This is a genomic window from Burkholderia sp. USMB20 (genome assembly GCF_000949135.2).
Lineage (GTDB): Bacteria > Pseudomonadota > Gammaproteobacteria > Burkholderiales > Burkholderiaceae > Burkholderia.
On record NZ_JTAN02000021.1, the window covers coordinates 43,434 to 68,976 of the forward strand.

The window sequence follows — 25,543 nt, forward strand, 5'->3', positions numbered from 1 at the left end:
TCTTTTCGTTTCCGCCGTCGGGCGCATCCGCCCGCCGCCGCTCAGAACGAGTGATGGATGCCGGTCAGCACGATCACCTGGTTCGCGGTGCTCGACGCGCCGGCCGTGAAGAACGCGGCCTTCGCGCCGCCCGAACCGTGCTCGTACAGCACGTTCGCATACAGCTGCGTGCGCTTCGACAGCGCATAGATGTCGCCGAGCTCGACCTGCGTCCAGCGGCGGCCGGCCAGCGTCGTGGTCGCCGCGCCGCCCGCGATCGTGTTGAACGCGCTGCTGCGGTAGTTCACGCCCGCGTCGTAGCTCTGGAACGTGTCGGAAAACCCGTTCGACTGCATCTTCACGCGCGTGTAGAGGCCGTGCACGAGGAAGTCGCCGATCTGGTAGGACGCGCCCGCGCCGATGTTCTCGACCTTGTTCGCGATGTAGCCAGTCGCGGTGTTCTGCCCCTGGAACGACGTGATACCCGTCTGGCTGATCAGGATCGCGCGGTCGTGCTCGTTCGAGTAGACGGCCGACGCCTTGAACGGCCCGTTCGCGTAGTTCAGCGCGACCCCGACCGACTTGCCGGTCGAGAAGTTCGTCGTGTTGCCGAGCGCCATCGCCGCCGCGGCCGAGAAGCCGGCGAAGCTCGGCGAACGGTACTTGACCGCGTTGTTGTACGGCACGTTGCCGGTCGCGGCGAGCCCGTCGATGTTGCCCGGATGGAACGCATACCAGCTCAGCGCGAGATACGCGGTGCTGAGCGGATCGAGATAGTCGAACGTCAGCGGCGTCTGGCGGCCGAGCGTCAGCGTGCCGTAGCGGTCGGAGCTGAGGCCGACGAAGGCCGCGCGGTTCCAGATCGTGTTCGCGGTCGCGAACTGGCCGTTGTTCGTATAGAAGCCGTTTTCGAGCTGGAAGATCGCCGACAGGCCGCTGCCGAGGTCTTCCTTGCCTTTCAGCCCCCACCGGTCGGGTTGCGTGTTGCCCTGGATCATCGCCCACTTCGCGTGGCCGCCGACGTTGTTCACATAGGCGACGCCGGCATCCAGGCTGCCGTACAGCACCACGCTGCTTTGTGCCCAGGCGCCCGACATCGCGCCCATTCCGATGATTGCTGCTGCTACCGCTTGCTTGACCATTTGATCTCCTGACTCTCCAAACCTGATGAGAAACGTGCCGTGGCGGCGGGCGCGGGGGACGGCCGGCCGTCGCGCGTTCTTCACCACCGGGCGGGCATTTTTAATGTTCCATATAAGGAACAATGTGCCTCTGATGGAATGAAGTATAGAGGTGTCGTGCGCCGGATCAAAAATAAATTTATCGGGCCGGATGCGGGTGGTGACGATCCGCAACACGGGACCGAGCGTCCTGAAAAAAGGACTTAAATCCCCGACACTAAACAAAAAATCACCTTTTTGAAGATGAGTGGCGGCGATCGTCGACCCGGCGGTCGGTGTTTTCCCTAGGACGTGCAGCTTTTTGTTTTACTCGTGGGAAGTCACTCCTATAATCACCATCCATAAACTGCTGTTCCGGGTATGGAACAAACCCGGGGCGAACCGAGAGTCGATCAGAAGGAAGGGTGTGAGATGTCTGAACAATGGGTTTGTGCCGGGCACGCCGGCGCGCTGTCGGAAGACACGCCGATCGAGTTCAAGCGGACCGACGGCGTCGAAATCGGGATCTACCGCGTCGGCGACGAGGTGTATGCGCTCGAGAACGTGTGCCCGCATGCCTACGCGCTGCTGACGCAGGGGTTCGTCGACGAAGGCACGGTCGAATGTCCTCTGCACGAGGCCGTGTTCGACATCAAGACGGGCGAATGCCTGAAGGGCCCGGGCGGGCGCGCGCTGAAGCAGTACGCGGTGCGCCTGGCTGGCGAGGAAATCCAGATCAAGGTGGAGTAACCGATGAAAGAAGCGACCGTCAACTTCAATCCGTTCCTGAAGCCGTGGGTGGCGCCGCAGCCGAACAACGTCGCCGGCAAGGGGCAGATCGAGATCCCGGGCCAGGTCGAGAACCGCATCTGGCAAAACCGCAAGGCCGAGCCGACGCAGTACGAGAACGATCTGGGCGATGCGCTCGAACGCGTGTTCGAGAGCGGCGCGACCGAGCTGGACGAGGTCGTCGCGGGCCTGAACCGCATCGGCTTCCGCGCGCCGGACGGCACGGCGTGGACGCCCGAGCGCTTCCGCGCCGAAATGGCCTCGCTGGCGGAATGAGCGCACCGACCGCGCCGCACGCCTGAGCGCCGACCCGACAACCGCATCCGGAGCACACTGATGACGTCCCCCGCACAACACGAAACACAACACGACCCGGTCCGCGACTATCTCGACCGCGGCATCAAGAACTACTGGTATCCCGTTGCGCCCAGCTGGCAGGTGTCGAATGCGCCCGTCGGCCTCACGCGCCTGTCCGAGCAGATCGTGCTGTGGCGCGATCACGAAGGCAAAGTCCATGCGCTCGAAGACCGTTGCCCGCACCGCGGCGCGCGCCTGTCGCTCGGCTGGAACCTCGGCGGCAGCATCGCGTGCTGGTATCACGGCATCGAAGTCGACGGCGGCGGCACGGTCAACCGCGTGCCGGCCGTATCGAACTGTCCGCTCGAAGGCACGAAGTGCGTGAAGTCGTATCCGGTCGAAGAGAAGGCCGGCGCGATCTTCCTGTGGTTTGGCGACGAAGCGCACGGCGAGCCGGCGCCGCTGAACCTGCCGGAAGAACTGGTCGCCGACGAATACGCGCACTTCCTGTGCGTGTCGAACTGGAAGTGCAATTACCAGTACGCGATCGACAACGTGATGGACCCGATGCACGGCGCGTACCTGCACGCGACGTCGCACTCGATGGCCGAAGGCGACAAGCAGGCCGACATGCGCGTGCGGAAGACGGAAACGGGCCTGATGTTCGAGAAGATCGGCCAGCGCGACGTGAACTTCGACTGGGTCGAGCTCGGCGAAACCGGCTGCCTGTGGATGCGCCTCGCGATTCCGTACAAGCAGAAGTTCGGCCCGGGCGGCAACTTCGGGATCATCGGCTTCGCGACGCCGGTCGACGGCGACAACTGCCAGGTCTACTTCTGGCGTACGCGCAAGGTCAGCGGCTGGCAGCGCGACGTGTGGCGCTTCATGTACCGCAACCGCCTCGAAGGCCTGCACTGGGACGTGCTCGAGCAGGACCGCTACGTCCTCGAGAGCCTCGCGCCGAACGCGCGCGATCACGAATACCTGTACCAGCACGACGTCGGCATGACGCGCGTGCGCCGGATGCTGCGCACGCGTGCGCAGGAGCATCTTTCCGCGCTCGACGCGCATCGCGCGGCGCAGGCCGCGGCGGAGCCGTCGAATGGCTGAGTTCGCTCCGGTCGTGTCTCTGCCGGGGCGCCGCGTGCTCGTCACGGGCGGCGCGCGCGGTCTCGGCGCGGCGTTCGTGAAGGCGCTCGTCGAAGCGGGCGCGCAGGTCGCATTCGGCGACGTGCTCGCCGAAGAGGGCCGCGCGCTGGCCGCGCAGCTCACGCAAGCCGGCCACACCGCGCAATTCTTCACGCTCGACCTGGCCGATCCGGCGAGCGTCACGGCTTTCGTCGCGCAGGGCGCGGCGGCGCTCGGCGGCATCGACGCACTGATCAACAACGCGGCGATCACGAACTCGGGCGGCAAGCTGTCGACGGAGCTCGACGTGTCGACCTGGGATGCCGTGATGAACGTGAACGTGCGCGGCGTCTGGCTCGTCAGCAATGCGGCGCTGCCGTACCTCGCGCAATCGGGCCGCGGCGCGATCGTGAACCTCGCATCGGACACCGCGCTGTGGGGCGCGCCGAAGCTGCTCGCGTACGTCGCCAGCAAGGGCGCGGTGATCGCGATGACGCATGCGCAGGCGCGCGAGTTCGGCGCCCACGGCGTGACGGTCAACGCGATCGCGCCGGGGCTCACCGAAGTCGAGGCGACGGCCTACGTGCCGGCGGAACGCCACGCGTTCTACATGCAGGGCCGCGCGCTGACGCGCGCGCAGGTGCCCGAGGACGTGACGGGCCCCGTGCTGTTCCTGCTGTCGGACGGCGCGCGCTTCGTGACGGGTCAACTGCTGCCGGTGAACGGCGGCTTCGTAATGAATTGAATTGAAGTTTTCACTCTGATGAAGGAGAGGACGATGGCGGACGCCGATCTCGAACGCAAGTCGTGGGACCAGCCGGAAGGCGCAAGCTTCAACGACTGGATGGAAGGGCGCGTCGCGCGCTACGCGACGCGGCGCTACGACTGGGACGCACTGAAGTTCCAGGCCGACTACGACCCGAAGTACCGTCGTGCGCAGATGCGCTACGTCGGCACGGGCGGCACGGGCGTCGCGAAGGACGTCAACACGGTGCCGGCCGGCAACTTCACGTTCTCGACGATGGTCATTCCGGCCGGCAACATCGGCCCGAGCCACATCCATATCGACGTGGAAGAAATCTTCTTCGTGCTGCGCGGCAAGATGAAGGTGATCTGCGAGCGCGACGGCGAGACCTGGGAAGCGATCCTCGGCGAGCGCGACCTGATCTCGGTGCCGCCGGGCGTGTACCGCACGGAAATCAACATCGGCGAGGAAGACGCGCTGATGTGCGTGATGCTCGGTTCGCCGAAGCCCATCACGCCGACGTATCCGCCGGATTCGCCGCTCGCGAAGATCAAGCGCTGAGACGGGGCGGAGCAAGCAATGCGTGTCATCGACAAACGTGAACGCGACCGCACCGCGGCGTTCGCAGCGCTGCTCGGGCAGTTTCCCGAACAGCGCTGCGCGGCCGGCGCGGCGGGCACGATCGGCTACCGTGAGGCTGGCGCAGGCGAGGCCGGCGCGCAGCATGCGGGCCGCGCGCTGCCCGTCGTGCTGCTGCACGGGATCGGCTCGGGCGCCGCATCGTGGGTGTGCCAGCTCGACTCGCTCGGCGCGTCGCGCCGCGTGCTCGCGTGGGATGCGCCCGGCTACGGCGTGTCGACGCCCGTGCACGGCGCGTCGCCGGTCGCCGCCGATTACGCGGCGTCGCTGAACGCGTGGCTCGAGGCACTCGGCATCGAACGCTGCGTGCTGGTCGGGCATTCGCTCGGCGCGATCGTCGCGGGCGGGTTGACCCGCGTGATGCCCGCGCGGATCGCCGGCCTGCTGCTGATCTCGCCCGCGGGCGGTTACGGCAGCGCGCCCGCGGAAACGCGCGACACGCGCCGCGATGCACGCCTCGCGATGCTCGACGAACTCGGCCCGGCCGGGCTCGCCGAACAGCGCAGCGGCAACATGCTGTCGGGTTTCGCGAGCGAGGATGCGCGTGCATGGGTACGCTGGAACATGGCGCGCATCGTGCCGGCCGGTTATGCGCAGGCCACGCATCTGCTCGCGAACGCCGATCTCGCGTCCGATCTCGCCGGCTTTCGCGGCCGCACGGCGGTGGCGGTCGGCGCGAACGACGCGATCACGCCGCCGGCTGCCTGCGAGCGGATCGCCGCTGCCGCGCACGTCGGGCTGCAAGTGATTCCGCAGGCCGGTCATGCGGGCTACGTGGAAGCGCCGGCGGTCTACTCGTCGCTGATCGACGCGTTCTGCCGTCAATGCGACCGTCAACGGGGGCTGGAATGAACTACCCCCACGCTCACATTCGTTCGCTTGGGGGGGCGCAGCCCGCTCAATCCCGACATGCATTTCAACGTGCCCCTGGGGCGGCCCGACCGGAGGCATCATGAGCGAACCGTTGCAACAACAGGATGCGGACACCGCGAAGTCCGAGGCCAACTACGTGGTGCCGGGCCTCGAACGCGGTTTGCGGATCCTCGCCGAATTCTCGCCGCGCGAGCCGGTGCTCGGCGCGCCGGAACTGTCCAAGCGCCTCGGCATTCCGCGCACGACGGTGTTCCGTCTTCTGCAGACGCTCGAATCGCTCGGCTTTCTCGAGCGCGCGGACAAGGATCGCAACTACAAGCTCGGCATCGCCGTGCTGCGGCTCGGCTTCGAATACCTGAGCTCGCTCGAGCTGACCGATCTCGGCCTGCCGGTGATCGAGAGCCTGCGCGATGCGACCGGCTTCACGACGCACATCGTGATCCGTGACGGCCGCGACGTGGTGTTCGTCGCGAAGGCGCAGAGCCAGTCGCCGGTGTTCAGCTCGATTCGCGTGAACGTCGGCACGCGGCTGCCCGCGCATGCGACGACCCACGGCCACGTTCTGATGGGCGACCTGTCGCTGAAGGAGTTGCGGGCGCTGTATCCGGAAGGCGCGCTGAACCGGATGACGAGTGCGACGCCGGAATCCGTCGACGCGCTCTACGAAGTGATCCGGGAAGATGCGCTGCGCGGCTACGGCGTCAGCAATTCGTCGTTCGAGCGCGGCATTTCGGTGGTCACGGCGCCGGTGCGCAACGACACGCAGAGGATCGTCGCGTGCATCACGGTGACGGTGCCGCGGCCGGAGATCGACGCGGCGCTGATCGCCGACGGCCTGATCGACAAGGTGCAGCGCGCGGCGGCGGAATTGTCGCGGCGGCTCAATTACCGCTCGGATGACGAGCACACGTTTCTCAAGGCTTTAGGACTGCGATGATTCAGATCGATCTGACCGGGCAGGTGGCGGTGGTGACGGGCGGTTCGTCCGGCATCGGCCTCGCGACTGCCGAACGGTTCCTGCAGGCCGGCGCATCGGTCGCGATTTGCGGCCGCGACGGCGAGCGTCTCGCGCGCGCCGAGGCGATGCTCGGCGAGAAATATACGGGCGCGCCGCTGCTCGCGGTGCGCTGCAACGTGCTCGACGAAGCCGACGTGGCCGCGTTCGCGCAGGCCGTGTCCGACCGCTTCGGCCGCGCCGACATGCTCGTCAACAACGCAGGCCAGGGCCGCGTGTCGACTTTCGTCGACACGACCGACGACGCATGGCGCGAAGAGCTCGAACTGAAGTACTTCAGCATCATCCGCCCGACGCGCGCATTCCTGCCGCTGTTGCGCGATGCGGCCGCGCCGACGATCACCTGCGTGAATTCGCTGCTCGCGCTGCAGCCGGAGCCGCACATGGTCGCGACGTCGTCGGCGCGCGCGGGCGTGCTGAGCCTCGTGAAGTCGCTCGCGACCGAACTCGCGCCGCAGCGCATCCGCGTGAACTCGATCCTGATCGGCATCGTGGAGTCGGGGCAGTGGCGCCGCCGCTACGAAGCGCAGGCGCCGGCCGGCGAAAGCTGGGAGGACTGGACGGGCGCGCTCGCCCGCAAGAAGAACATTCCGCTGAACCGCTTCGGCAAGCCCGACGAGGCAGCCTGGGCACTTTTTTATCTCGCAACGCATCTGTCGTCCTACACGACGGGCAGCCATATCGACGTTTCTGGAGGCTTTGCACGCCATGTCTAAAAAAACCACGGTTGGCGAGCTGATTGCCGCCTTTCTCGAGCAGTGCGACGTCAAAACCGCATTCGGTGTCATCTCGATCCACAACATGCCGATCCTCGACGCGATCAACTCGCGCGGCAACATCCGGTATGTCGGCGCGCGCGGCGAAGCGGGCGCGGTGAACATGGCCGACGGGCTGGCCCGCGTGTCGGGCGGCCTCGGCGTCGCGTTCACGAGCACCGGCACGGCGGCGGGCAACGCGGCCGGCGCGATGGTCGAGGCGCTGACGGCCGGCACGGCACTGCTGCACATCACGGGGCAGATCGAGACGCCGTACCTCGACCAGGATCTGGCGTACATCCACGAAGCTCCGGACCAGCTCACGATGCTCGATGCGATCTCGAAGGCCGCGTTCCGCGTGCGCACGGTCGAGACCGTGCTGCCGACGATCCGCGAAGCCGTGCGCATCGCGCAGACGGCGCCGACGGGCCCCGTGTCGGTCGAGATCCCGATCGACATCCAGGCCGCCGAAATCGAATGGCCGGAAGATCTCGCGCCGGCGCACGTCGCGGTGCGCGAGCACGATGACGCACGCGTCGCGAAGCTCGCCGACGCGCTGGCGGCCAAGCGCCGTCCGCTGCTGTGGCTCGGCGGCGGTGCGCGTCATGCGCGTGCGGAAGTCGAACGCCTGGTGAAGCTCGGCTTCGGCGTCGTGACGAGCGTGCAGGGCCGCGGCGTGCTGCCCGAGGATCACCCGGCGACGCTCGGCGCGTTCAACGTGCATTCGGCGGTCGAAGCGTTCTACAAGACCTGCGACGCGCTCGTCGTGGTCGGCTCGCGCCTGCGCGGCAACGAGACGCTGAAGTACAAGCTCGCGCTGCCGCAGCCGCTGTTCCGCGTCGACGCCGATGCGCTCGCCGACAACCGCGGCTATCGCAACGAGCTGTTCGTGCACGGCGATTCGAAACGCGTGCTGGCCGAGCTGGCCGATCGCCTCGAAGGCCGCCTGTCGGTCGATCCGCAGTTCGCGGGCGATCTCGCGGCGGCGCGCGAAGCGGCCGTCGCGAGCGTGGCGGAAGGCCTCGGGCCGTACAAGAAGCTGGTCGATACGCTGCAGGGCGCAGTGGGCCGCGACTACAACTGGGTGCGCGACGTGACGATCTCGAACAGCACGTGGGGCAACCGCCTGCTGAAGATCTTCGAACCGCGCGCGGGCGTGCATGCGCTCGGCGGCGGCATCGGCCAGGGCATCCAGATGGGCATCGGCGCGGCGCTGGCCGGCTCGGCGGCGAAGACGGTCTGCCTGGTCGGCGACGGCGGCCTGATGGTCAACGTCGGCGAGCTCGTGACGGCCGTGCAGGAAAACGCGAACGTGATGATCGTGCTGATGAACGACCAGTGCTACGGCGTGATCCGCAACATCCAGGACGCGCACTACGGCGGCCGGCGCTGCTTCGTGCAGCTGCACCAGCCGGATTTCGCGCAGTTCTGCGCGAGCTTCGGCCTCACGCACTACCGGATCACGTCGCTCGACCAGGCGGAAGCGATCGTGCGCGAAGGGATCGCGAAGGAAGGGCCGGTGATGGTCGAAGTCGACATGCTGTCGGTCGGCTCGTTCGCATCGCAGTTCGCGGGCCCGCCGGTGAAGAAGGAAGAGACGCCGTCGGAGCGCCAGTATGCATAACGGCCAGCGACACGGGCATGCGCCCGTCGACGTCGCGATGATCGGCTTCGGCGCGATCGGTGCCGCCGTGTATCACGCGGTCGAGCACGATGCGTCGTTGCGCGTCGCGCACGTGATCGTGCCCGAGCATCAGCGCGACGCGGTGCAGCGCGAGCTCGGCGGCGCGGTGGAGGTCGTGTCGTCGGTCGACGCGCTGGCTCGCCGCCCCGAGTTCGCGCTCGAATGCGCGGGTCACAGCGCGCTCGTCGATCACGTCGTGCCGTTGCTGAAGGCCGGCACCGACTGCGCGGTCGCATCGATCGGCGCGCTGTCCGACCTCGCGCTGCTCGACGTGCTGTCGCAGGCGGCCGACGAGGGCGGCACGACGGTGACGCTGCTGTCCGGCGCGATCGGCGGGATCGACGCGCTGGCGTCCGCGAAGCAGGGCGGCCTCGACGAAGTGCTGTACGTCGGCCGCAAGCCGCCGCTCGGCTGGCTCGGCACGCCGCCGAGGAGCTGTGCGACTTGCGTGCGATGACCGGGGAAAAGGTGATCTTCGAAGGCAGTGCGCGCGACGCCGCGCGCGCCTGTATCCGAAGAACGCGAACGTCGCGGCGACGGTCGCGCTCGCGGGCCTCGGCCTCGACGCGACGCACGTGCGCCTGATCGCCGATCCGGCGGTCGAACGCAACGTGCACCGCATCACCGCGCGCGGCGCGTTCGGCGAGATGTCGCTCGAAATGAGCGGCAAGCCGTTGCCCGACAACCCGAAGACGTCCGCGTTGACCGCGTACAGCGCGATCCGCGCGCTGCGCAACCGCGCGGCCCGCTGCGTGATCTGAGCAGGCAGACAACCCGGACAACCAGGCCGACGCGGCCATTCGGGCCATTGAACGGCCGCCGGCGCCACGGCGCGGGCGGCTGCGCAGAGACAGATTTGTGGGACTTGTGACATGACTCCATTCGATACGAGCCTCGTACCCAACGGCGACATCCTGATCGGCGGCGAGTGGCGGCGCGGCCGCGGCGCGCCTTACGCGAGCATCTATCCGGCCGACCAGTCGCTGAACATGGAAGTCTCGACGGCGAACGCGGAAGACGCGGCCGACGCCGTCGTGGCCGCCGACGCAGCGTGGCGGCGCGCCGACTGGGCCGGCCTCAAGCCGCACCAGCGCGCGCTGGTGCTGTACCGGATCGCCGACCTGATCATGCAGCGTCACGAGGCGCTCGCGAACCTGCAACGCCGCGACAACGGCAAGCCGATCGGCGAGACGCGCGTGCTGGTGGCGAGTGCGGCCAACACGTTCCGCTATTTCGCGGCGTGCCTGGAAACGCTCGACGAAGAACTGACGCCGTCGCGCGGCGACTACCTGACGATGAGCGTGCACGAGCCGATCGGCGTGATCGCCGCGATCACGCCGTGGAATTCGCCGATCGCGTCCGACGCGCAGAAGCTCGCGCCGGCGCTCGCCGGCGGCAACGCGGTCGTGCTCAAGCCTGCCGAGGTGACGCCGCTCGTGTCGCTCGCGCTGGCCCGCATCTGCGAGGAAGCCGGCGTGCCGAAGGGCGTGCTGAGCGTGCTGCCGGGCAAGGGCTCGGTGATCGGCGACGTGCTGGTGCGCCATCCGCTCGTGAAGAAGGTGTCGTTTACCGGCGGCACCGAAGTGGGTCGCGGCATCGCGCGCATCGCGGCGGAAAAGCTGATGCCCGTATCGCTCGAACTCGGCGGCAAGTCGCCGACGATCGTATGCGACGACGCGGATCTCGATCACGCGGTGAACGGCGTGCTGTACGGCATCTTCAGCTCGTCGGGCGAAGCGTGCATCGCGGGTTCGCGGCTGTTCGTGCAGCGCTCGGTATACGACGCGTTCATGAAGCGCCTGGTCGCGGGCGCACGCAAGCTGCGCGTGGGCGACCCGACGCGGCCCGACACGCAGATGGGCCCGCTGATCACCGCGAAGCATCGCGAGTCGGTGGAACGCTACGTCGCGCTCGGGCTGGAGGAAGGCGGCCGCCTGCTGTGCGGCGGCGAACGGCCGTCGGGCGACGGGCGCGAGGACGGCTTCTTCTACCAGCCGACGATTCTCGAAGGCTTGCCGAACAGCGCGCGCATCTGCCAGGAGGAAATCTTCGGGCCGGTGCTGGTCGCGATGCCGTTCGACGACGAAGCGTCGCTGATCGCGCAGGCGAACGACAGCGTGTTCGGCCTCGCCGCCGGCATCTGGACCCGCGACTACAAGCGCGCATGGCGCATCGCGCGGGCACTGGAGACGGGCACCGTCTGGATCAACACGTACAAGCTGTTTTCGATCTCCACGCCGTTCTCGGGCTGGAAGGAGAGCGGGATGGGCCGCGAGAAGGGCCGTCTCGGCATCCGCGAGTACATGCAGCAGAAAAGCCTGTACTGGGGCTTGAACGACGCGCCGCTGCCGTGGGCGAACTGAGCGAAGGGGAATGACGCAATGAGCATCTTGGGTATCGAGCAGATCACGTACGGTGTCGACGACCTCGCGACGTGCCGGCGCTTTTTCGCCGACTGGGGCCTGAAGGAAGTCGCGCACGACGACACGCGCGCACGTTTCGAAACGCTGAACGGCTGCACCGTGCTGGTCGTGAAGGCCGACGATCCGTCGCTGCCGCCCGCGTTCGAAGCGGGCCCGACGCTGCGCGAAGTCACGTGGGGCGTCGCGACGCAGCAGGAAGTCGACGCGCTGCGCACGAAGCTGGCCGGCCAGCCCGGCTATTACGCGCAGGACGATGCGGTCGGCTGCATCGATCCGAACGGGATGGCGATCCGCATCGAGGTGACGCGCAAGCGCGCGCTCAACATCACCGGCTCGCCGTCGAACGTGTGGGGCCGGACGGCGCGGGTCGACCAGCCGAGCCCGATCTATGCGCGCGCCGAGCCGGTCGAGGTCGGGCACGTCGTGTTCTTCACGAACTGCCTCGACGCGCAGGAGAAGTTCTATCACGAGCTGCTCGGCTTCGAGACGTCGGACCGCTATCCGGGCCGCGGCGCGTTCATGCGCTGCGCGCCGCACGGCGGCCACCACGACCTGTTCCTGCTCGCGTTGCCCAATGGCAAGCGCGGCCTGAACCACGTCGCGTTCACCGTGCGCGACATCCACGAAGTGTTCGGCGGCGGCATGCACATCGACCGCTGCGGCTGGGAAACGCAGCTCGGCCCGGGGCGTCATCCGGTCTCGTCCGCGTATTTCTGGTACTTCCAGAACCCGGCCGGCGCGCTGATCGAGTACTACGCGGACGAAGACGTGCTGACGCCCGAATGGCAGCCGCGCGAATTCGAACCGGGCCCGACCGTGTTCGCCGAATGGGCCGTCGACGGCGGCCTCGACGGCAACACGCGCCGGCAGAAGAATGCGAAGGCGCCGGAAGGCAAGTTCATGACGGAGCGCAAATCATGAGCGCAACGAACTCGCAGGAACCGGCCGCGCCTCGCACGGTCGTCGTGATCGGCGGCGGCCAGGCCGCCGGCTGGGTGCTGAAGACGCTGCGCGCGGAGGGCTTCGCGGGCCGTCTCGTGATGATCGCCGACGAGCCGCACCTGCCGTACGAGCGTCCGCCGCTGTCGAAGGCCGTGCTGGCCGGTGACGCCGACATCGAGACCGTGCGCGTCGTGCGCCCGGACGAATTCGCCGCGCTGAACGTCGAGGCATGGCAGCCGGAACGCGCGGTGTCGATCGACCGTGCGCGCCGCGTGGTGAAAATCGAAAGCGGCCTCGAAGTCGAATACGACCGCCTCGTGATCGCGACCGGCGGCACGTCGCGCCGCTTGCCTGACTCGATCGTCAGGACCCCGAACCTGCATTACCTGCGTACGCTCGACGAAGCGGCCGCGCTCGGCGAGAAACTGCGCGCGAGCCGGCGTGTGCTCGTGATCGGCGGCGGCTGGATCGGCCTCGAGGTCGCGGCGACCGCGCGCAAGCTCGGCGTCGAAGCGGTGGTCGTCGAAGGCGCGCCGCGGCTGTGCGGCCGCTCGGTGCCGCAGGTCGTGTCGGACTTCCTGCTCGACCTGCATCGCGCGAACGGTGTCGACGTGCGCCTCGGCGCGGCGCTCGCATCGCTCGACGCGCAGCCGGACGACGCATCGAAGGTGCGCGCGACGCTTGCGGACGGCACGACGATCGACGCCGATTTCGCGGTGGCCGGCATCGGCCTCGCGCTGAACGCGACACTCGCGAGCGACGCGGGCCTCGCCGTCGACGACGGCATCGTGGTCGACGAATTCGGCGCGACCAGCGATCCGGCGATCTTCGCGTGCGGCGACGTCGCGAACCATCACAACGGCTGGCTGAAGCGGCGCGTGCGGCTCGAATCGTGGGCGAACGCGCAGAACCAGGCGATCGCGGCCGCGAAGGCCGTGCTCGGCGTGCGCGCGCCGTACGCCGAGATTCCGTGGTTCTGGTCCGATCAATACGACGTGAACCTGCAGATCCTCGGCGATCTGCCGGCCGATGCGCAGCTCGTCGTGCGCGGCGATCTCGCCGCGCGACGCGCGACGCTGTTTTTCGTGGGCGACGGACATGTGAGAGGTGTCATCGCCATCAACAACGCGCGCGAGCTCAAGCTCGCACGCAAGTGGATGAACCAGGGCCGGGCAGTGAACACGGAAGCCCTGGCGGACACGACCCAAGCGCTTGCCTGACCGGCGAAACCGGTACAAAGACCCAGGAGACACCCCGCATGAGCACTTTCGACAACGTCGTGGCCGGCAGGGCCACGATGGAAGCTGCCGCCTCCACGCCCGGCGCGATCATCGCGCGGCTCGAGCGGCTTCCGGCCAACGCGATGCAGATCCGCGCGCGCGTGCTGATCGGCACCGCGACGTTCTTCGACGGCTTCGACGTGATCACGATCGCGGCGACGCTGCCGCTGCTGATTCACAAGTGGGGGCTGTCGCCGACGCAGATCGGCATGCTGATCGCGTCCGGCGCGATCGGCCAGCTGATCGGCGCATTCCTGTTTCCCGCGCTCGCGGAGAAGCATGGCCGCGTGAAGGCGATCGCGTGGAGTTCCGCGGTGATCGGCATCACCAGCATCGCGTGCGGCTTCGCGCCGACGTTCGAGGTGTTCGTGCTGCTGCGGATCCTGCAGGGGCTCGGCCTCGGTGGCGAGCTGCCGGTCGCGGCGACGTACATCAACGAAATCACGCGCGCGCACGGCCGCGGCCGCTTCGTGCTGCTGTACGAAATCGTGTTCCCGATCGGCCTGCTGGTATCGATGGCGCTCGGCGCGTGGCTCGTGCCGCGGTTCGGCTGGGAGATCATGTACTTCGTCGGCGGGCTGCCGCTGATCCTCGCGCTGGTGCTCACGCGTCTGGTGCCGGAATCGCCGCGCTGGCTCGCGTCGCGCGGGCGGCTCCCGGAAGCCGGGCGCGCGGTCGGCGTGTTCGAAGCGTCGGTGCGCGGCGAACTGCCGCCGGTCACGCAGGTGGCCGCGTACGACGAGATGGTGCGCCAGCACCCGAAGCGCCGGATGAGCGACCTGTTCAGCGCCGCGTATCGCAAGCGCACGCTCGCGGTGGCGACGCTGTGGGCGACCTGCGGGTTCATCCAGTACGGGCTGTCCACGTGGCTGCCGACGATCTACAAGAACTTCTATCACGCGCCGCTGCAGCTCGCGCTGAATCTCGCGGTGATCGGCTCGGTGATGGGCGTGCTCGGTTCGCTCGCGTCCGCGCTGCTGGTCGACAAGCTCGGCCGCAAGCCGGTGATCGTGTGGTCGTTCGTGCTGTGCGCGCTGTCGCTGGCGTTCGCGGGCATCTACCACGCGTCGTCGGTGTACGTCGTCGCGACCTTTTGCTCGCTGTCGCTGGGGCTGATGGCATCGGGCTTCATCACCGCGTACGTCTATACGCCGGAACAGTATCCGACGAGCATCCGCGCGTCGGGCTGCGGGCTCGGCAGCGCGTGGCTGAAGATCGCGTCGTTCGCGGCGCCGATGATCGTGCCGCACGCGATCATCGGCGGCAATCTCGCGCCGGCGTTCTACCTGATCGGCATCGTGCCGCTGATCGCCGCCGTGACCGTTCATTTCGTCGGGATCGAGACGAAGGGGAAGGTGCTCGAAGCGCTCGAGGCATAAGCGCGGCGCGCGGCAAAGGCGATGTGGAAGGCCCGGACGATGTGTCCGGGCTTTTTTCGTTTCGGGCAGCGGATCGTGCGTGCCGGACAGCGCGAACGCACGCGATGGCCGGCCTCCGGATAGCGTGTTCTAATTCATGCTTGCGTTTTTTCCCCGGCCGCCGCGATGCCCTTGCTCGAACCCGTCACGCTGCATACGTCCCGCCTCGTCCTGCGTCCGCTTCGCGACACGGACGCTCACGCGTTCTTCGACCTCTGGTCCGATGCACAGGCGATGCGCTATGCGTCGTTCGCGCCGCTCACGGATTGGCGGCAGGCCGCCGAGCGCGTCGCGCGCAACCTCGCGACGACCGCCAGCGGCCAGGATCTCGTCTGCGTGCTCGAAGCGCGGGACACCGGCGACGTGCTCGGCGAATGCGTGCTGTTTCATGCGCACGAGCAATGCCGGCGTGCGGAAATCGGCTTCAGCCTGCGGCGCCGCTACTGGCGCGGCGGCTATATGCGCGAGGCCGCGTCGGCGGTCATCGACCACGCGTTCGGCACACTGCGCCTGAACCGCATCGAGGCCGACATCGATCCGCGCAACGTCGCTTCGGCCGCGTTGCTCGAACGGCTCGGGTTCGTCAGGGAAGGCGTGCTGCGCGAACGCTGGATCGTCGGCGACGAGGTGTCGGACAGCGCGCTGTACGGTTTGCTCGCGCGCGATCGTCGCGGGTGATGCGGGTGATGCGGGTGACGCGGCGTGTCCGGTGCGAACGAATTGCGCATCGGCATCGTTCCCGTAGTCGCGACGCAGGCGCGGCGTCCGATCCGGCTGGCGGCTTGCCGGATTGCCGTGTCGAACGTACGCTTTGCCTACCGCCGACTCCATCAGCAGGTTACCGCCCATGCAAGCCCATCCTCTGCGTCTTTCCCCCGGCGACGATCTGCGCGCGTCGATCGAGCAGGCGCTGCGTCGACTCGACGCGCATGCAGCATTCGTGATCCAGGGCATCGGCAGCCTGAACGTCGCGCAGCTGCGCTATGCCGGCGTCGCTGCGCCGACCGAGCTGCGCGGCGATCTCGAGATCCTGACGCTGGCCGGTTCGGTCTCGCCGGACGGCGCGCACCTGCACATGGCGGTGTCCGACGCGCACGGCCGCGTCTCGGGCGGCCACGTCGCGACCGGCTGCGTGGTGCGCACGACCGCCGAGATCCTGCTCGTATCGTTGCCCGCGCATCGTTTTTCCCGCGAGCACGATGCGCTCACCGGGTTCAACGAGCTGGTGGTCCGTCCGGCGAAAGACTGAGATCGCGCGGGCCGGGCCGTTCACGATCGCGCGTCCATCGCAACGACGCACGACCGGCGGCGATGTCAACGGACCGTCTTGCCGACCACATGGCGCCGGCAATGTTCGAGATACGCCTCTTCGTGCGCGGCCATCAGTTCGATGATGCTTCGCCACAGCCATGACGGCGCGTCGGCCGTCTTCGGGTGCTGGCGCCGCAACTCGCTGCACCACGCGCGTTGCGTCGCGTGGTCCATCTGCGCGGCATGCGCGTTGCCGATCACCAGCGCCAGATAGCGCGCGACTTTGACCGCATCGGCCTCCGACATCCGTTCCGCGTCCAGTTTCAGATCCTGCGGCATCAATTCGCGTATGACGACGGGGCATCCGTCGAGGCGTGCCGCGCACATCCGGCTGCCCAGCATCGGCGATACGTGCCGCGCGCCTTCGAGCACCCGTTGCGCGGGATCGCGCGGCATGCGCACGCCGGGATCCTTCGGGGCCTTCGCCGCCGCGGCCTCCTTGATGTCGATCAGATACGGCGGATGGCCGTCGGAACACGCGTCGTCGATATCGAGCATGACCGCGAAGCGGCGCCGTCCGAGCGAGCTGCATCCCTTTACCCAGAAGGCGGCGTCGAGCACCTTCATCCTCGCGTCGCGGTGTGGCGCGCGGCTGAGCGCCGCGCCGATCGGCGAATCCGGGGTGGATTCGAACAGCGCGTGGATGGCGCTCCGCTCGCGCTCGGACAACGGCCAGAAGCGTTTGCCGAGCGGAATGCGCGGCGTGACGTTCTGGATCGTCTGCCGGTCGAGCTTGCGCCACGATCGGTGCAGCGCCGCCTTCATCGCGATCTTGATCGCGGTTGGGCGTTGCAGGTGACTGGTCTCGGCGCGGTGCCGGCTGTCGAACGCCTGCTCGTATCCGGCGATGAGCGCTTCTACCATCCGCCACGTGATGATGCCGGGCAGATCGGAGCTGCGCGCCGCGGTCGCGAGCGAGAAGCCGAGACGCAGCAGGTCGTGTACGGGATTGCCGATCACGCTCTGGTCGAGATCGCGGATCTGCACGGCAACCTCGCCCGTCTTCGCCGCGACGGGCCCCAGATTGCCGAGATGGCAGTCGCCGCCGATCCATACCGCGGGGCCGTCGGGCAGGGTGCCGGAGCGATGGTCCGCGAGCCATGCGTAGAAGCGCTCGGCGCTGCCGCGCGTATACGTGTGTATCGAGCGCGCCATCTTGCCGCTGCGCAGGCGCGCGAGAATCTGTGCGCGCTGGTCGCTGGACGGCAGCCGTGCCGATCCCGATGCTTTCTTCGCCACGATGCGTTCTCCTTCTGTTCCGCGGCATCCGTCGCCGGTGCGTGTGCCGGCTCGCGTGACGTCGGTGTATCCGGCGCCGCGCCGGCCGGCGCGGCTCCACCTGCTCAACCCGGCACGAACACGCCCAACGCCGCGACCGCCATCGCGAACGTCGCGAGCCAGCCGCCCCAGGCCAGCAGGCCGGTGATCGCGAATTTGCCCATGATGCGCGTGCTGTGGGCCATCAGCATCATCACGACCATGATCGGCACGGCGGTCACGCCGTTGATGACCGCACTCCAGTAGAGCGCGCGGATCGGGTCGAAATGCATGAACGTGATCGCGACGCCGCCGATGATCGCCAGTGCGATGACCGCATAGAACTCGCGCGCGACGCCGAATTGCAGCGCGAGGCTGCTGCGCCAGCGGAAAGTGCCCGCGGCCGCATAGGCGGCCGACCCCGCGAGGACCGGCAGCGCCAGCAGGCCGGTGCCGATGATTCCGAGCGCGAACAGCACGTACGCGAAGTGCCCGCCGATCGGCTCGAGCGCCCGCGCGGCATCCGCCGACGTCTTCACGTCGATGTGGTGCAGGTTCAGCGTGGCCGCGGCCGTCAGCGTGATGAAGAACGCGATGACGTTCGACACGCCCATCCCGACCCACGTATCGAAGTTGATCCGGCGCAGCTGCGCGGGGGCCTGGTGAGGTGCGTGCCGCAACGACTGCTGGTTCGGCACCGCGCGCAGCTCCTCGACTTCCTGCGATGCCTGCCAGAAGAACAGGTACGGGCTGATCGTGGTGCCGAGCACGGCGATGACCGTGGTCAGGTAGGCGGCGGAGAACTGGACGCGCGGCAACACGAGCGCACGGCCGACCTCGCCCCACGGGACGGGCACGATGAGCGCCACGGCGACGTAGGCGAGCAGGACCAGCGCGGTCCATTTGAGCAGGCGCGCGTAGCGGTCGTACGGCACGAGGATCTGCAGCAGGGCCGATGCGCCTCCGAGGCACACGACGTAGAGTTCTTGCGAGCCGTGCAGCAGCAGCTTGACCGCCGCGCCCATCGCCGACAGGTCGGCCGCGATGTTGATTACGTTCGCGACGATCAGCAGCACGACGGTGACGTAGAGCAGCCACGGCGGATAGTGCGTGCGTATGTTCGACGCGAGGCCCTTGCCCGTCACGCGGCCGATGCGCGCGCTGACCAGCTGGATCGCCGTCATCAGCGGATACGTCAGCAAGAGCGTCCACAGCAATTCGAAGCCGAACTGCGCACCCGCCTGCGAGTACGTGCCGATGCCGGACGGATCGTCGTCCGCGGCACCGGTGACGAGGCCCGGCCCGAGGCGGCGGAGCCACGTTGCGGCACGCGGACGCTGCTCCGCGGAATCGAGGGACTCGTTGTCGTTCATGATCGCGACTCGTGGGGAAGGGGGCAATCGAGTCGCAATTGGCATGCCCGACGGAACGCGCGGCGGCGCGGGCGGGTTATGGGATGCGACCGCCAGACGCGGTGCAACCGAACGCAATTTGACGCGATGGAAGACCGGCTCGGCCGACGGGCGGGGAGCGGCGGTACGGCAGGGAGCGCACGACGTGCTCGCGTGCTCGTGACGGGGGGAACCCGAACCCAGTTGGAGAAGCGACGGACGGTGCCGAGCGATTCGCGCAAGTCGCTATCGCTGCGACGTGCGTGACGTGTCGCGGCGAACGCTCATCTTTCGCCGCGATCGTCGGATGGTTGGCGTATTCGTACTGCCGCTGCCGGCGAGCCAATGCCGCCGGTGGCAAGCGAAAGAACCTCGGAAGGCGCCACGGATCACAGTTGGCGCTCAGGCGCCGCGACACGCATGCGACCGGCGCGGCGCCCGGTCGGCCTCAACGGGCCGCCACCGCGACGTCCTGATTACCGCGCCCGGACACGAGGCAGCTCGACATGAACGCTTCGCTCTGGCTGTCGGCCGCCGCGCTGCCGAAGCCCTTGCCGAGCGCGGCGTATTTCACCTGCTCGGCGCCCTGCGAGCAGGCGGTCGGGCTGGCGTCGCGGCCTTGCGCATGCAGCAGCGCGCGATCGCCGACCAGATAGACCAGCAGCGCGAAAAAAGCGATGTGTACGACTCGTCTCATGGTTCGTCTCCTCGTCGCTCAAGCGTAACGCGGAGACGTTTCTCGAAGCACTTGGGGCTTCCCCCGGTAAACGTCTGCAGAAATGGCGACGAGCCCGGCTGATCGCGTCCCGTTTTTACCGTGCGGACGACGAAAAGGCACGTTGGCCGCCCGCATCGCCGCGCGATTGACGCGAGTTTGACGAATGTCAGACGGCGGGCAGGGCGAGACGGTCGTGCCGACGGTCAGGGCGATAGCATGAATACATGTTTCAACGGAACGCGATGCGCGGCAGGCGATGGGCGCCGCGGCTCCGAATGCAGCGGGTACGTATTGAACATCGCTATCGAATTAGTGAGGAATCCAAATGCTTAACGTATCGTCCGTCCTGATCAGTCTCGCGCCGATGTGGGCGATTCTGCTGGTTGCATCGTCCGCCGCGACCTATCTCGTGTTCTGGCGCAAGGTCATCAAGTAAGCGGCGAGCGCCGCACCGCGTGCCGCTTATCTGACCGCCGTCACCGGCACGTTCGAAATCCGCACGAGGCGGCCCATCATGCTGCGACCGAACATCGACAGCATCTGATGAAACGGATCGTGCCGCGGCGCGACCACGACGATTTCGTCGCAGCCCGTCTCGGCCGCAACGGCCGCGATCGTGTCGGCCACCGGCCCGACCTTCTTCACGACGCTGTATCGGACGCCGGCTTCCCGCAGCACCCGCTCGGCCGTCGCCAGATCGTCGCACGCGAACTGGTCCTCGATCGAGCGCAGTCGCGACAGCGAGTGAAATGCCTCGAGCCGCGTCGCTTCGAGCGGCGGCTGGACGTTGATCAGCACGATTTCCGACGCGCAGCGTTCGCGATACAGGAAGGTCGCATGGCGGACCGCCTGCAGCGAACGCGGCGAATGGCCGACCGGAACCAGCAGCTTGAGCATGGAAGATGCTCCGGAATCGAGATGTTTGCAGCGTAGCGCGGCGCCGGATCGACCGACCTAAAGAGATCGGGCGGCCGCGTAAAAATGTCGTCAACGTCCGCCGCGCCTATTAGAAATATAAGAAATTTAAGTTTATGCGCATAAACGTTTTCACCGACCGGCCGGGCGGTGGCCCGGGCGGGCCGTCGAGTGGCGCACCACGCCGATTTAGTCGGATCCTCAATGAATCGCGGCGGAAAATATCGGAGGTCGGCGATCCGGCGTCGCGTAGAGTAGTGCATCGGCCGCGGCGCGGCCTTCTCCCGGGCTGTCCAGGCCGTTCGGGACGGACCGCCGCCACGCTGCGGCCCGCCATTCCATTCCGATTCCAGGAGACCTCGCATGCCGCATGGCGCCCCGCAGCTTCTCGCACCCGCTTCCATCACCGTCGACCCGATCGTGCGCCTGTCGGCCGGCGAACTCGCGTCGGCGATCCGCGGCAAGGCGGTCTCGTGCGTCGAGACGATGCGTGCGTATCTCGATCACATCGAGCGCGTGAACGGCGCGGTGAACGCGTTGATTTCGCTGCGCGATCGCGCCACGCTGCTCGCCGAAGCGGCGGAAAAGGACGCGGCACTCGCCCGCGGCGAGTACCACGGCTGGCTGCACGGGATGCCGCAGGCGCCGAAGGATCTCGCGATGACGAAAGGGCTGCGCACGACCTACGGCTCGCCGATCTTCCGCGATCACGTGCCGCAGGCCGATTCGGTCGGCGTCGGCCGGATGCGCGCGGCGGGCGCGATCTTCATCGGCAAGACCAACACGCCGGAGTTCGGCCTCGGCTCGCATACGTTCAACGAAATCCACGGCGCGACGCGCAATCCGTACGACCTGACGAAGAGCGCGGGCGGCAGCAGCGGCGGCACGGCGGCGGCGCTGGCCGCGCGCATGCTGCCGGTCGCGGACGGCAGCGACTTCGGCGGCTCGCTGCGCAATCCGGCCGCGTTCTGCAACATCTACGGCTTGCGTCCGTCGCAGGGCCGCGTGCCGCGCTGGCCGGGCGTCGACGTGTTCATGCAGCAGCTCGGCATCGAAGGGCCGATGGGCCGCACGGTCGGCGACGTCGCGCAGCTGCTCGCGATCCAGGCCGGCTACGACCCGAACGATCCGCTGTCGCTCGCGGAAGATCCGGCCGTGTTCGCGAAGCCGCTCGATACGGACCTGCGCGGCAAGCGCATCGCGTGGGTCGGCGACTGGAACGGCTATCTCGCGACCGAGCCGGGCGTGCTCGCGCAGTGCGAACAGGGCCTCGCGACGCTGCGCGAGATCGGCTGCGACGTCGATGCCGCGCTGCCGGCGTTCGCACCGGAGCGCATCTGGCGGCTGTGGCTCGCGCATCGGCACCTGCTGTCCGGCGGCGGGCTGCTCGCGCACTATCGCGACCCGGCACGGCGTGCGCTGCTGAAGCCCGAGGCGATCTACGAGGTCGAAGGGCTGCTCGCGATGCAGGGGGCCGAGGTGTTCGACGCGAGCGTCGAGCGCACCGCGTGGCATCAGGCCGTGCTGGGCTTCTTCGATCGCTACGACTTCATCGCCGCGCCGACCGCGCAGGTGTTTCCGTTCGACGTCGAGCAGCGCTGGCCGCAGGAAATCGCGGGCCGCGCGATGGATACCTACCACCGCTGGATGGAAACGGTCGTGCCGTGGACGCTGGCCGGCTGCCCGGTAATCAGCGTGCCGGTGGGCTTCAACGACGCGGGGCTGCCGATGGGGATGCAGCTGATCGGCCGGCCGCGCGCGGATCTCGCCGTGCTGCAGCTCGCGCGCGGCTACGAGCAGGCGGCCGACTGGGTCGGCCGGCGGCTGCCGGGCTGGATGGCTGCGTAATGCGACGGCCGGCGGGCCGGTGACACACGCCGAACGCAAGCGACGAAACGGGCGGCCGCGTGCCGCCCGGTTCGTTTCCACACCTCGAAACGCGCCGGCTAATCCTGCCATTCGTGCGCCGGGCATCACGCTGTCGCACAACGGCGCCGGCCGACACCGGCGCATACCGGGCGTCGCCGGGATTGCCGCGGTGCAGGAACGAATCGCGGCGCCAGCCCGATATCGCGCGGCAAATCCGGATGAATCCGCGCGCCGGGCGACGGTCGTGCCGGGCGATTTCGTATCGATGTGTTTCAGTCGTTGCGGCGGCGCGCGGCGCGCTTCGACAATATCGGCCTCAAACAAATTCGGGCACGAGGGAAACACATGAAGCACATTCGCGCGACGGGCAAGCACCTGGCATCGGCGGGCATCGCCTTCGGCATCATGCTAGGCGTCAACGGCACCGCCCATGCACAGCTCGACCTCCAGTCGATCGGCTCGGCGCTGCTCGGCGGCGGGCAACAGCAGGCCGCACCCGCGCAGGGCGGCGTCGCGCAGTTGATGCAGGCGTACGTCGGCGCGAACCAGCAGGTGCTGGTCGGCCAGTCGTCGCTCGCGTCGGCGATGGGGCTCACCGGCGCGGCCGGTCAGGCGCAGCAGGCCGCCGGCCTGCTCGGCGGCGGCAATGCGCTGACGCCTGCCGCGCTGTCGCAGATGGGCGGCGCGCAGCAGTCGGTGTCGCAGGCGCTCGGCCAGGCGTTCGCGAGCGGCGGGGCGTCGCACGGCCCGATCGACAAGCAGGCGTTCAGCAACGGCCTGGCATCGCTCGGCCAGGGCCTGACGCAGTACTCTCAGCTGCAGTCGGGGCTCGGTAATCTCGGTTCGACCAGCGCGGCATCGCTGCTGCAGTCGGGCCTGAATCCGCAGAACATGCAGGCCGCGTCGTATATCGCGCAAAGCGCGCCCGGCCAGTTGCAGTCGCTCGCGTCGACGCTCAGCCAGGCCGTGCAGTTCGCGACGAGCCAGGGCATTGCGGTGCCGTCGGTCGCGTCGTCCGCGCTGAAGCTGCTGCCGTAACGCGGTCGCACCCGCTGCGGAGCCGGCAGCGCGCGCGGCGATCCGGGATGGCCCCGCGCAACATGGGGATATCGCTCGATGCTATCGTGGCGTGTTCCCCGTTACCGGTGCCGGTTCATGACTGACTCGTTCGACCTCTCGCGCTACTTCGCCCGCATCGGCTACGACGGCCCGGCCGAGCCGACGCTCGACGTGCTGCGACGGCTGCACCTGCTGCAGCCGCAGGCCATTCCGTTCGAAAATCTCAATCCGCTGACCGGCGCGCGCGTCGCGCTCGACCTGCCCGCGATTGTCGACAAGGTGGTCGGGCGCCGCCGCGGCGGCTACTGCTTCGAACTCAACAAGCTCTTCTACACGGCGCTCACGACGATCGGCTTTCGCGTGACGCCGCTGATCGCGCGCGTGCGCTGGATGCGGCCGCCCGAGCTCGTCACCGCGCAGACCCACATGCTGCTGCGCATCGATCTCGACGGCGCGGCGTGGCTCGCCGACATCGGCTTCGGCAGCGCGACGCTCACCGCGCCGCTGCGCTTCGTGCCGGGCGAGCGGCAGCTGACGCCGCATGGGGCGTTTCGCGTCGTCGACGCGCCGGTCGACGGTGAATTCGACATGCAGTTCCAGATCCCCGACGGCTGGCAGACGACCTACCGCTTTTCGCTGAAGCCGGCCGAATGGATCGATTACGACGCCGCGAACTGGTTCACGTCGACCTATCCCGAGTCGATCTTCGTCAACGACCTGATCGCCTGCCGCGTGCTGCCGGACGGCCGCGCGGCGCTGTTCAACACCGTGCTGACGCTGCGCGACGCGGCGGGCGCGGGGCGCACCGTCACGTTCGACGACGCGGCCGCGTGGGGCGCGTGCCTGCGCGACACGATCGGCATCGATACGACCGGCTTCGACCTCGACGCGTTGTTCGCGCGGGTGGCGGCGCGGGCGAACCCGATGTAATGCGTCGCGGGCCGCGACATGACCGTACGCAATCCCGCCGGCCGTGCGTGGCGCCTGCAGGCGCCGCACCAGCCGCGCGCATGAGGACGAGACGATGACCGACCTTCATCCGGACGCCCCTGACAGCACCGCCGCGCGCGTCGCGCTGTGGCGCGCGCTGCACGTCGAGCTCGATGCGCCGCCGCACGTGCTCGTGGACGAAATCGGACTGCGCCTGCTCGCGCCGGCGCCCGGCTGGCAGCAGCGCGGCGACATGGATCCGCAATTCACGCGGCCGTTTCGCGCGTCGATCGTCGCGCGGGCGCGCTTCATCGAGGATCTCGTCGTCGAGCAGGCCGCGCGGGGCGTGAGCCAGTACGTGATCCTCGGCGCGGGCCTCGACAGTTTCGCGCAGCGCCGGCCCGAGATGGCGTCGCGCCTGACCGTCTTCGAGGTCGATCCGCCCGCGCCGCAGGCGTGGAAGCGCCGCCGGCTGACCGAGCTCGGCTTCGGCGTGCCGGACTGGCTGCGGTTCGTGCCGGTCGATTTCGAAGCGAAGCAGTCGTGGCGCGACGCGCTCGTGCGCGCGGGCTTCGATGCAGGCAAGCCGGCGGTCGTCGTGTCCACCGGCGTCAGCATGTACCTGACGCGCGACGCGAATGCGGCGGCGCTGCGCGAAGTCGCGTCGCTCGCGCCGGGCTCGACGTTCGCGATGACGTTCCTGCTGCCGCTCGAGCATGCCGATCCGGACGTGCGCCCGGCGCTCGAAATGGCCGCGAAGGGCGCGCGCGCGAGCGGCACGCCATTCATCAGCTTCTTCATGCCGGCGGAGATCCGCGCGCTCGCGACCGGGGCCGGCTTCGCGCGGGCCGAGCATGTGTCGGCCGCGGATCTCACGCGCCGCTACTTCGCCGATCGGACCGACGGCCTGCGCCCGCCGGACAACGCGGAAGAGCTGCTGGTCGCGACGGTGTGACGTCGCGACCT

24 protein-coding genes and 1 pseudogene are annotated in these 25,543 nt (G+C 68.2%); 20 read left to right on the plus strand and 5 right to left on the minus strand.

Going from position 1 to position 25,543, the window contains the following annotated elements; translation table 11 throughout:
* Positions 1–41 precede the first annotated feature (41 nt).
* Positions 42–1,121, minus strand: a complete 1,080-nt coding sequence (locus PL79_RS30545; protein WP_044843170.1) for a porin — start codon at positions 1,119–1,121, stop codon at positions 42–44.
* Between the two features lie 450 nt (positions 1,122–1,571).
* Here PL79_RS30545 and PL79_RS30550 point away from each other — a divergent pair, with 450 nt between their 5' ends.
* The 16 genes and pseudogenes from PL79_RS30550 to PL79_RS30625 all read left to right on the plus strand — a co-directional run bounded on the left by PL79_RS30550 (position 1,572) and on the right by PL79_RS30625 (position 16,376).
* A complete protein-coding gene (locus tag PL79_RS30550) occupies positions 1,572–1,889 on the plus strand; it encodes a non-heme iron oxygenase ferredoxin subunit (RefSeq protein ID WP_006758060.1) in 318 nt (105 codons plus the stop codon).
* A 3-nt stretch (positions 1,890–1,892) separates the two neighbouring features.
* On the plus strand, positions 1,893–2,204 hold the full coding sequence (locus PL79_RS30555; RefSeq protein ID WP_044843171.1) for a recombinase-like helix-turn-helix domain-containing protein: 312 nt from the start codon (positions 1,893–1,895) through the stop codon (positions 2,202–2,204).
* Between the two features lie 60 nt (positions 2,205–2,264).
* Positions 2,265–3,335 carry an aromatic ring-hydroxylating oxygenase subunit alpha gene (locus PL79_RS30560; RefSeq protein WP_044843172.1) on the plus strand — a complete coding sequence of 357 codons (1,071 nt, stop codon included), beginning with the start codon at positions 2,265–2,267 and terminating at the stop codon, positions 3,333–3,335.
* The gene (locus PL79_RS30565) at positions 3,328–4,098 is read left to right on the plus strand and encodes an SDR family oxidoreductase (protein ID WP_044843173.1); all 771 of its coding nucleotides are present in this window, start codon (positions 3,328–3,330) and stop codon (positions 4,096–4,098) included. The genes PL79_RS30560 and PL79_RS30565 overlap by 8 nt, the downstream gene beginning before the upstream one ends.
* 33 nt (positions 4,099–4,131) lie before the next feature.
* Complete coding sequence (locus PL79_RS30570; protein ID WP_034180369.1) at positions 4,132–4,659, plus strand: cupin domain-containing protein; 528 nt, start codon at positions 4,132–4,134, stop codon at positions 4,657–4,659.
* 18 nt (positions 4,660–4,677) lie between these two features.
* Complete coding sequence (locus tag PL79_RS30575) at positions 4,678–5,589, plus strand: alpha/beta fold hydrolase (protein WP_044843174.1); 912 nt, start codon at positions 4,678–4,680, stop codon at positions 5,587–5,589.
* A 100-nt stretch (positions 5,590–5,689) separates the two neighbouring features.
* The gene (locus PL79_RS30580) at positions 5,690–6,547 is read left to right on the plus strand and encodes an IclR family transcriptional regulator (protein WP_044843175.1); all 858 of its coding nucleotides are present in this window, start codon (positions 5,690–5,692) and stop codon (positions 6,545–6,547) included.
* Positions 6,544–7,341: an SDR family oxidoreductase gene (locus PL79_RS30585; protein ID WP_044843176.1), complete on the plus strand. Its 798-nt coding sequence runs from the start codon at positions 6,544–6,546 to the stop codon at positions 7,339–7,341. The genes PL79_RS30580 and PL79_RS30585 overlap by 4 nt, the downstream gene beginning before the upstream one ends.
* On the plus strand, positions 7,334–9,004 hold the full coding sequence (locus tag PL79_RS30590; RefSeq protein WP_044843177.1) for a thiamine pyrophosphate-binding protein: 1,671 nt from the start codon (positions 7,334–7,336) through the stop codon (positions 9,002–9,004). The genes PL79_RS30585 and PL79_RS30590 overlap by 8 nt, the downstream gene beginning before the upstream one ends.
* A pseudogene (locus tag PL79_RS30595) lies at positions 8,997–9,825 on the plus strand (aspartate dehydrogenase). Before PL79_RS30590 ends, PL79_RS30595 begins: the two are co-directional and overlap by 8 nt.
* Before the next feature lie 111 nt (positions 9,826–9,936).
* On the plus strand, positions 9,937–11,427 hold the full coding sequence (locus PL79_RS30600) for an aldehyde dehydrogenase (protein ID WP_044843179.1): 1,491 nt from the start codon (positions 9,937–9,939) through the stop codon (positions 11,425–11,427).
* Between the two features lie 18 nt (positions 11,428–11,445).
* Positions 11,446–12,408 carry a VOC family protein gene (locus tag PL79_RS30605; RefSeq protein ID WP_044843180.1) on the plus strand — a complete coding sequence of 321 codons (963 nt, stop codon included), beginning with the start codon at positions 11,446–11,448 and terminating at the stop codon, positions 12,406–12,408.
* Positions 12,405–13,649, plus strand: a complete 1,245-nt coding sequence (locus PL79_RS30610; protein ID WP_044843181.1) for an NAD(P)/FAD-dependent oxidoreductase — start codon at positions 12,405–12,407, stop codon at positions 13,647–13,649. Before PL79_RS30605 ends, PL79_RS30610 begins: the two co-directional genes overlap by 4 nt.
* 38 nt (positions 13,650–13,687) lie before the next feature.
* Entirely contained in the window at positions 13,688–15,088 is a 1,401-nt protein-coding gene (locus PL79_RS30615; RefSeq protein ID WP_044843182.1) for an MFS transporter, read from the plus strand.
* A gap of 165 nt (positions 15,089–15,253) precedes the next feature.
* On the plus strand, positions 15,254–15,805 hold the full coding sequence (locus PL79_RS30620; RefSeq protein WP_044843183.1) for a GNAT family N-acetyltransferase: 552 nt from the start codon (positions 15,254–15,256) through the stop codon (positions 15,803–15,805).
* Between the two features lie 169 nt (positions 15,806–15,974).
* Complete coding sequence (locus PL79_RS30625; protein WP_044843184.1) at positions 15,975–16,376, plus strand: PPC domain-containing DNA-binding protein; 402 nt, start codon at positions 15,975–15,977, stop codon at positions 16,374–16,376.
* A gap of 65 nt (positions 16,377–16,441) precedes the next feature.
* Here PL79_RS30625 and PL79_RS30630 read toward each other — a convergent pair whose 3' ends face one another.
* The 4 genes from PL79_RS30630 to PL79_RS30645 all read right to left on the minus strand — a co-directional run bounded on the left by PL79_RS30630 (position 16,442) and on the right by PL79_RS30645 (position 20,701).
* The gene (locus PL79_RS30630; protein ID WP_044843185.1) at positions 16,442–17,677 is read right to left on the minus strand and encodes a DUF2252 family protein; all 1,236 of its coding nucleotides are present in this window, start codon (positions 17,675–17,677) and stop codon (positions 16,442–16,444) included.
* 104 nt (positions 17,678–17,781) lie between these two features.
* On the minus strand, positions 17,782–19,068 hold the full coding sequence (locus tag PL79_RS30635) for an Nramp family divalent metal transporter (RefSeq protein WP_044843186.1): 1,287 nt from the start codon (positions 19,066–19,068) through the stop codon (positions 17,782–17,784).
* Positions 19,069–19,534: 466 nt separating this feature from the next.
* A complete protein-coding gene (locus PL79_RS30640; RefSeq protein ID WP_044843187.1) occupies positions 19,535–19,783 on the minus strand; it encodes a hypothetical protein in 249 nt (82 codons plus the stop codon).
* A 483-nt stretch (positions 19,784–20,266) separates the two neighbouring features.
* Complete coding sequence (locus tag PL79_RS30645) at positions 20,267–20,701, minus strand: universal stress protein (RefSeq protein ID WP_044843188.1); 435 nt, start codon at positions 20,699–20,701, stop codon at positions 20,267–20,269.
* A 381-nt stretch (positions 20,702–21,082) separates the two neighbouring features.
* On the opposite strand from PL79_RS30645, the gene PL79_RS30650 reads away from it, so the two are divergent.
* The 4 genes from PL79_RS30650 to PL79_RS30665 all read left to right on the plus strand — a co-directional run bounded on the left by PL79_RS30650 (position 21,083) and on the right by PL79_RS30665 (position 25,532).
* Entirely contained in the window at positions 21,083–22,567 is a 1,485-nt protein-coding gene (locus tag PL79_RS30650) for an amidase (protein WP_044843189.1), read from the plus strand.
* A 366-nt stretch (positions 22,568–22,933) separates the two neighbouring features.
* Positions 22,934–23,626, plus strand: coding sequence for a hypothetical protein (locus PL79_RS30655; protein WP_044843190.1), 693 nt, complete (start codon positions 22,934–22,936; stop codon positions 23,624–23,626).
* 117 nt (positions 23,627–23,743) lie between these two features.
* A complete protein-coding gene (locus PL79_RS30660; protein ID WP_044843191.1) occupies positions 23,744–24,577 on the plus strand; it encodes an arylamine N-acetyltransferase family protein in 834 nt (277 codons plus the stop codon).
* A 94-nt stretch (positions 24,578–24,671) separates the two neighbouring features.
* A complete protein-coding gene (locus PL79_RS30665; RefSeq protein ID WP_044843339.1) occupies positions 24,672–25,532 on the plus strand; it encodes a class I SAM-dependent methyltransferase in 861 nt (286 codons plus the stop codon).
* The last annotated feature ends 11 nt before the right edge of the window (positions 25,533–25,543 follow it).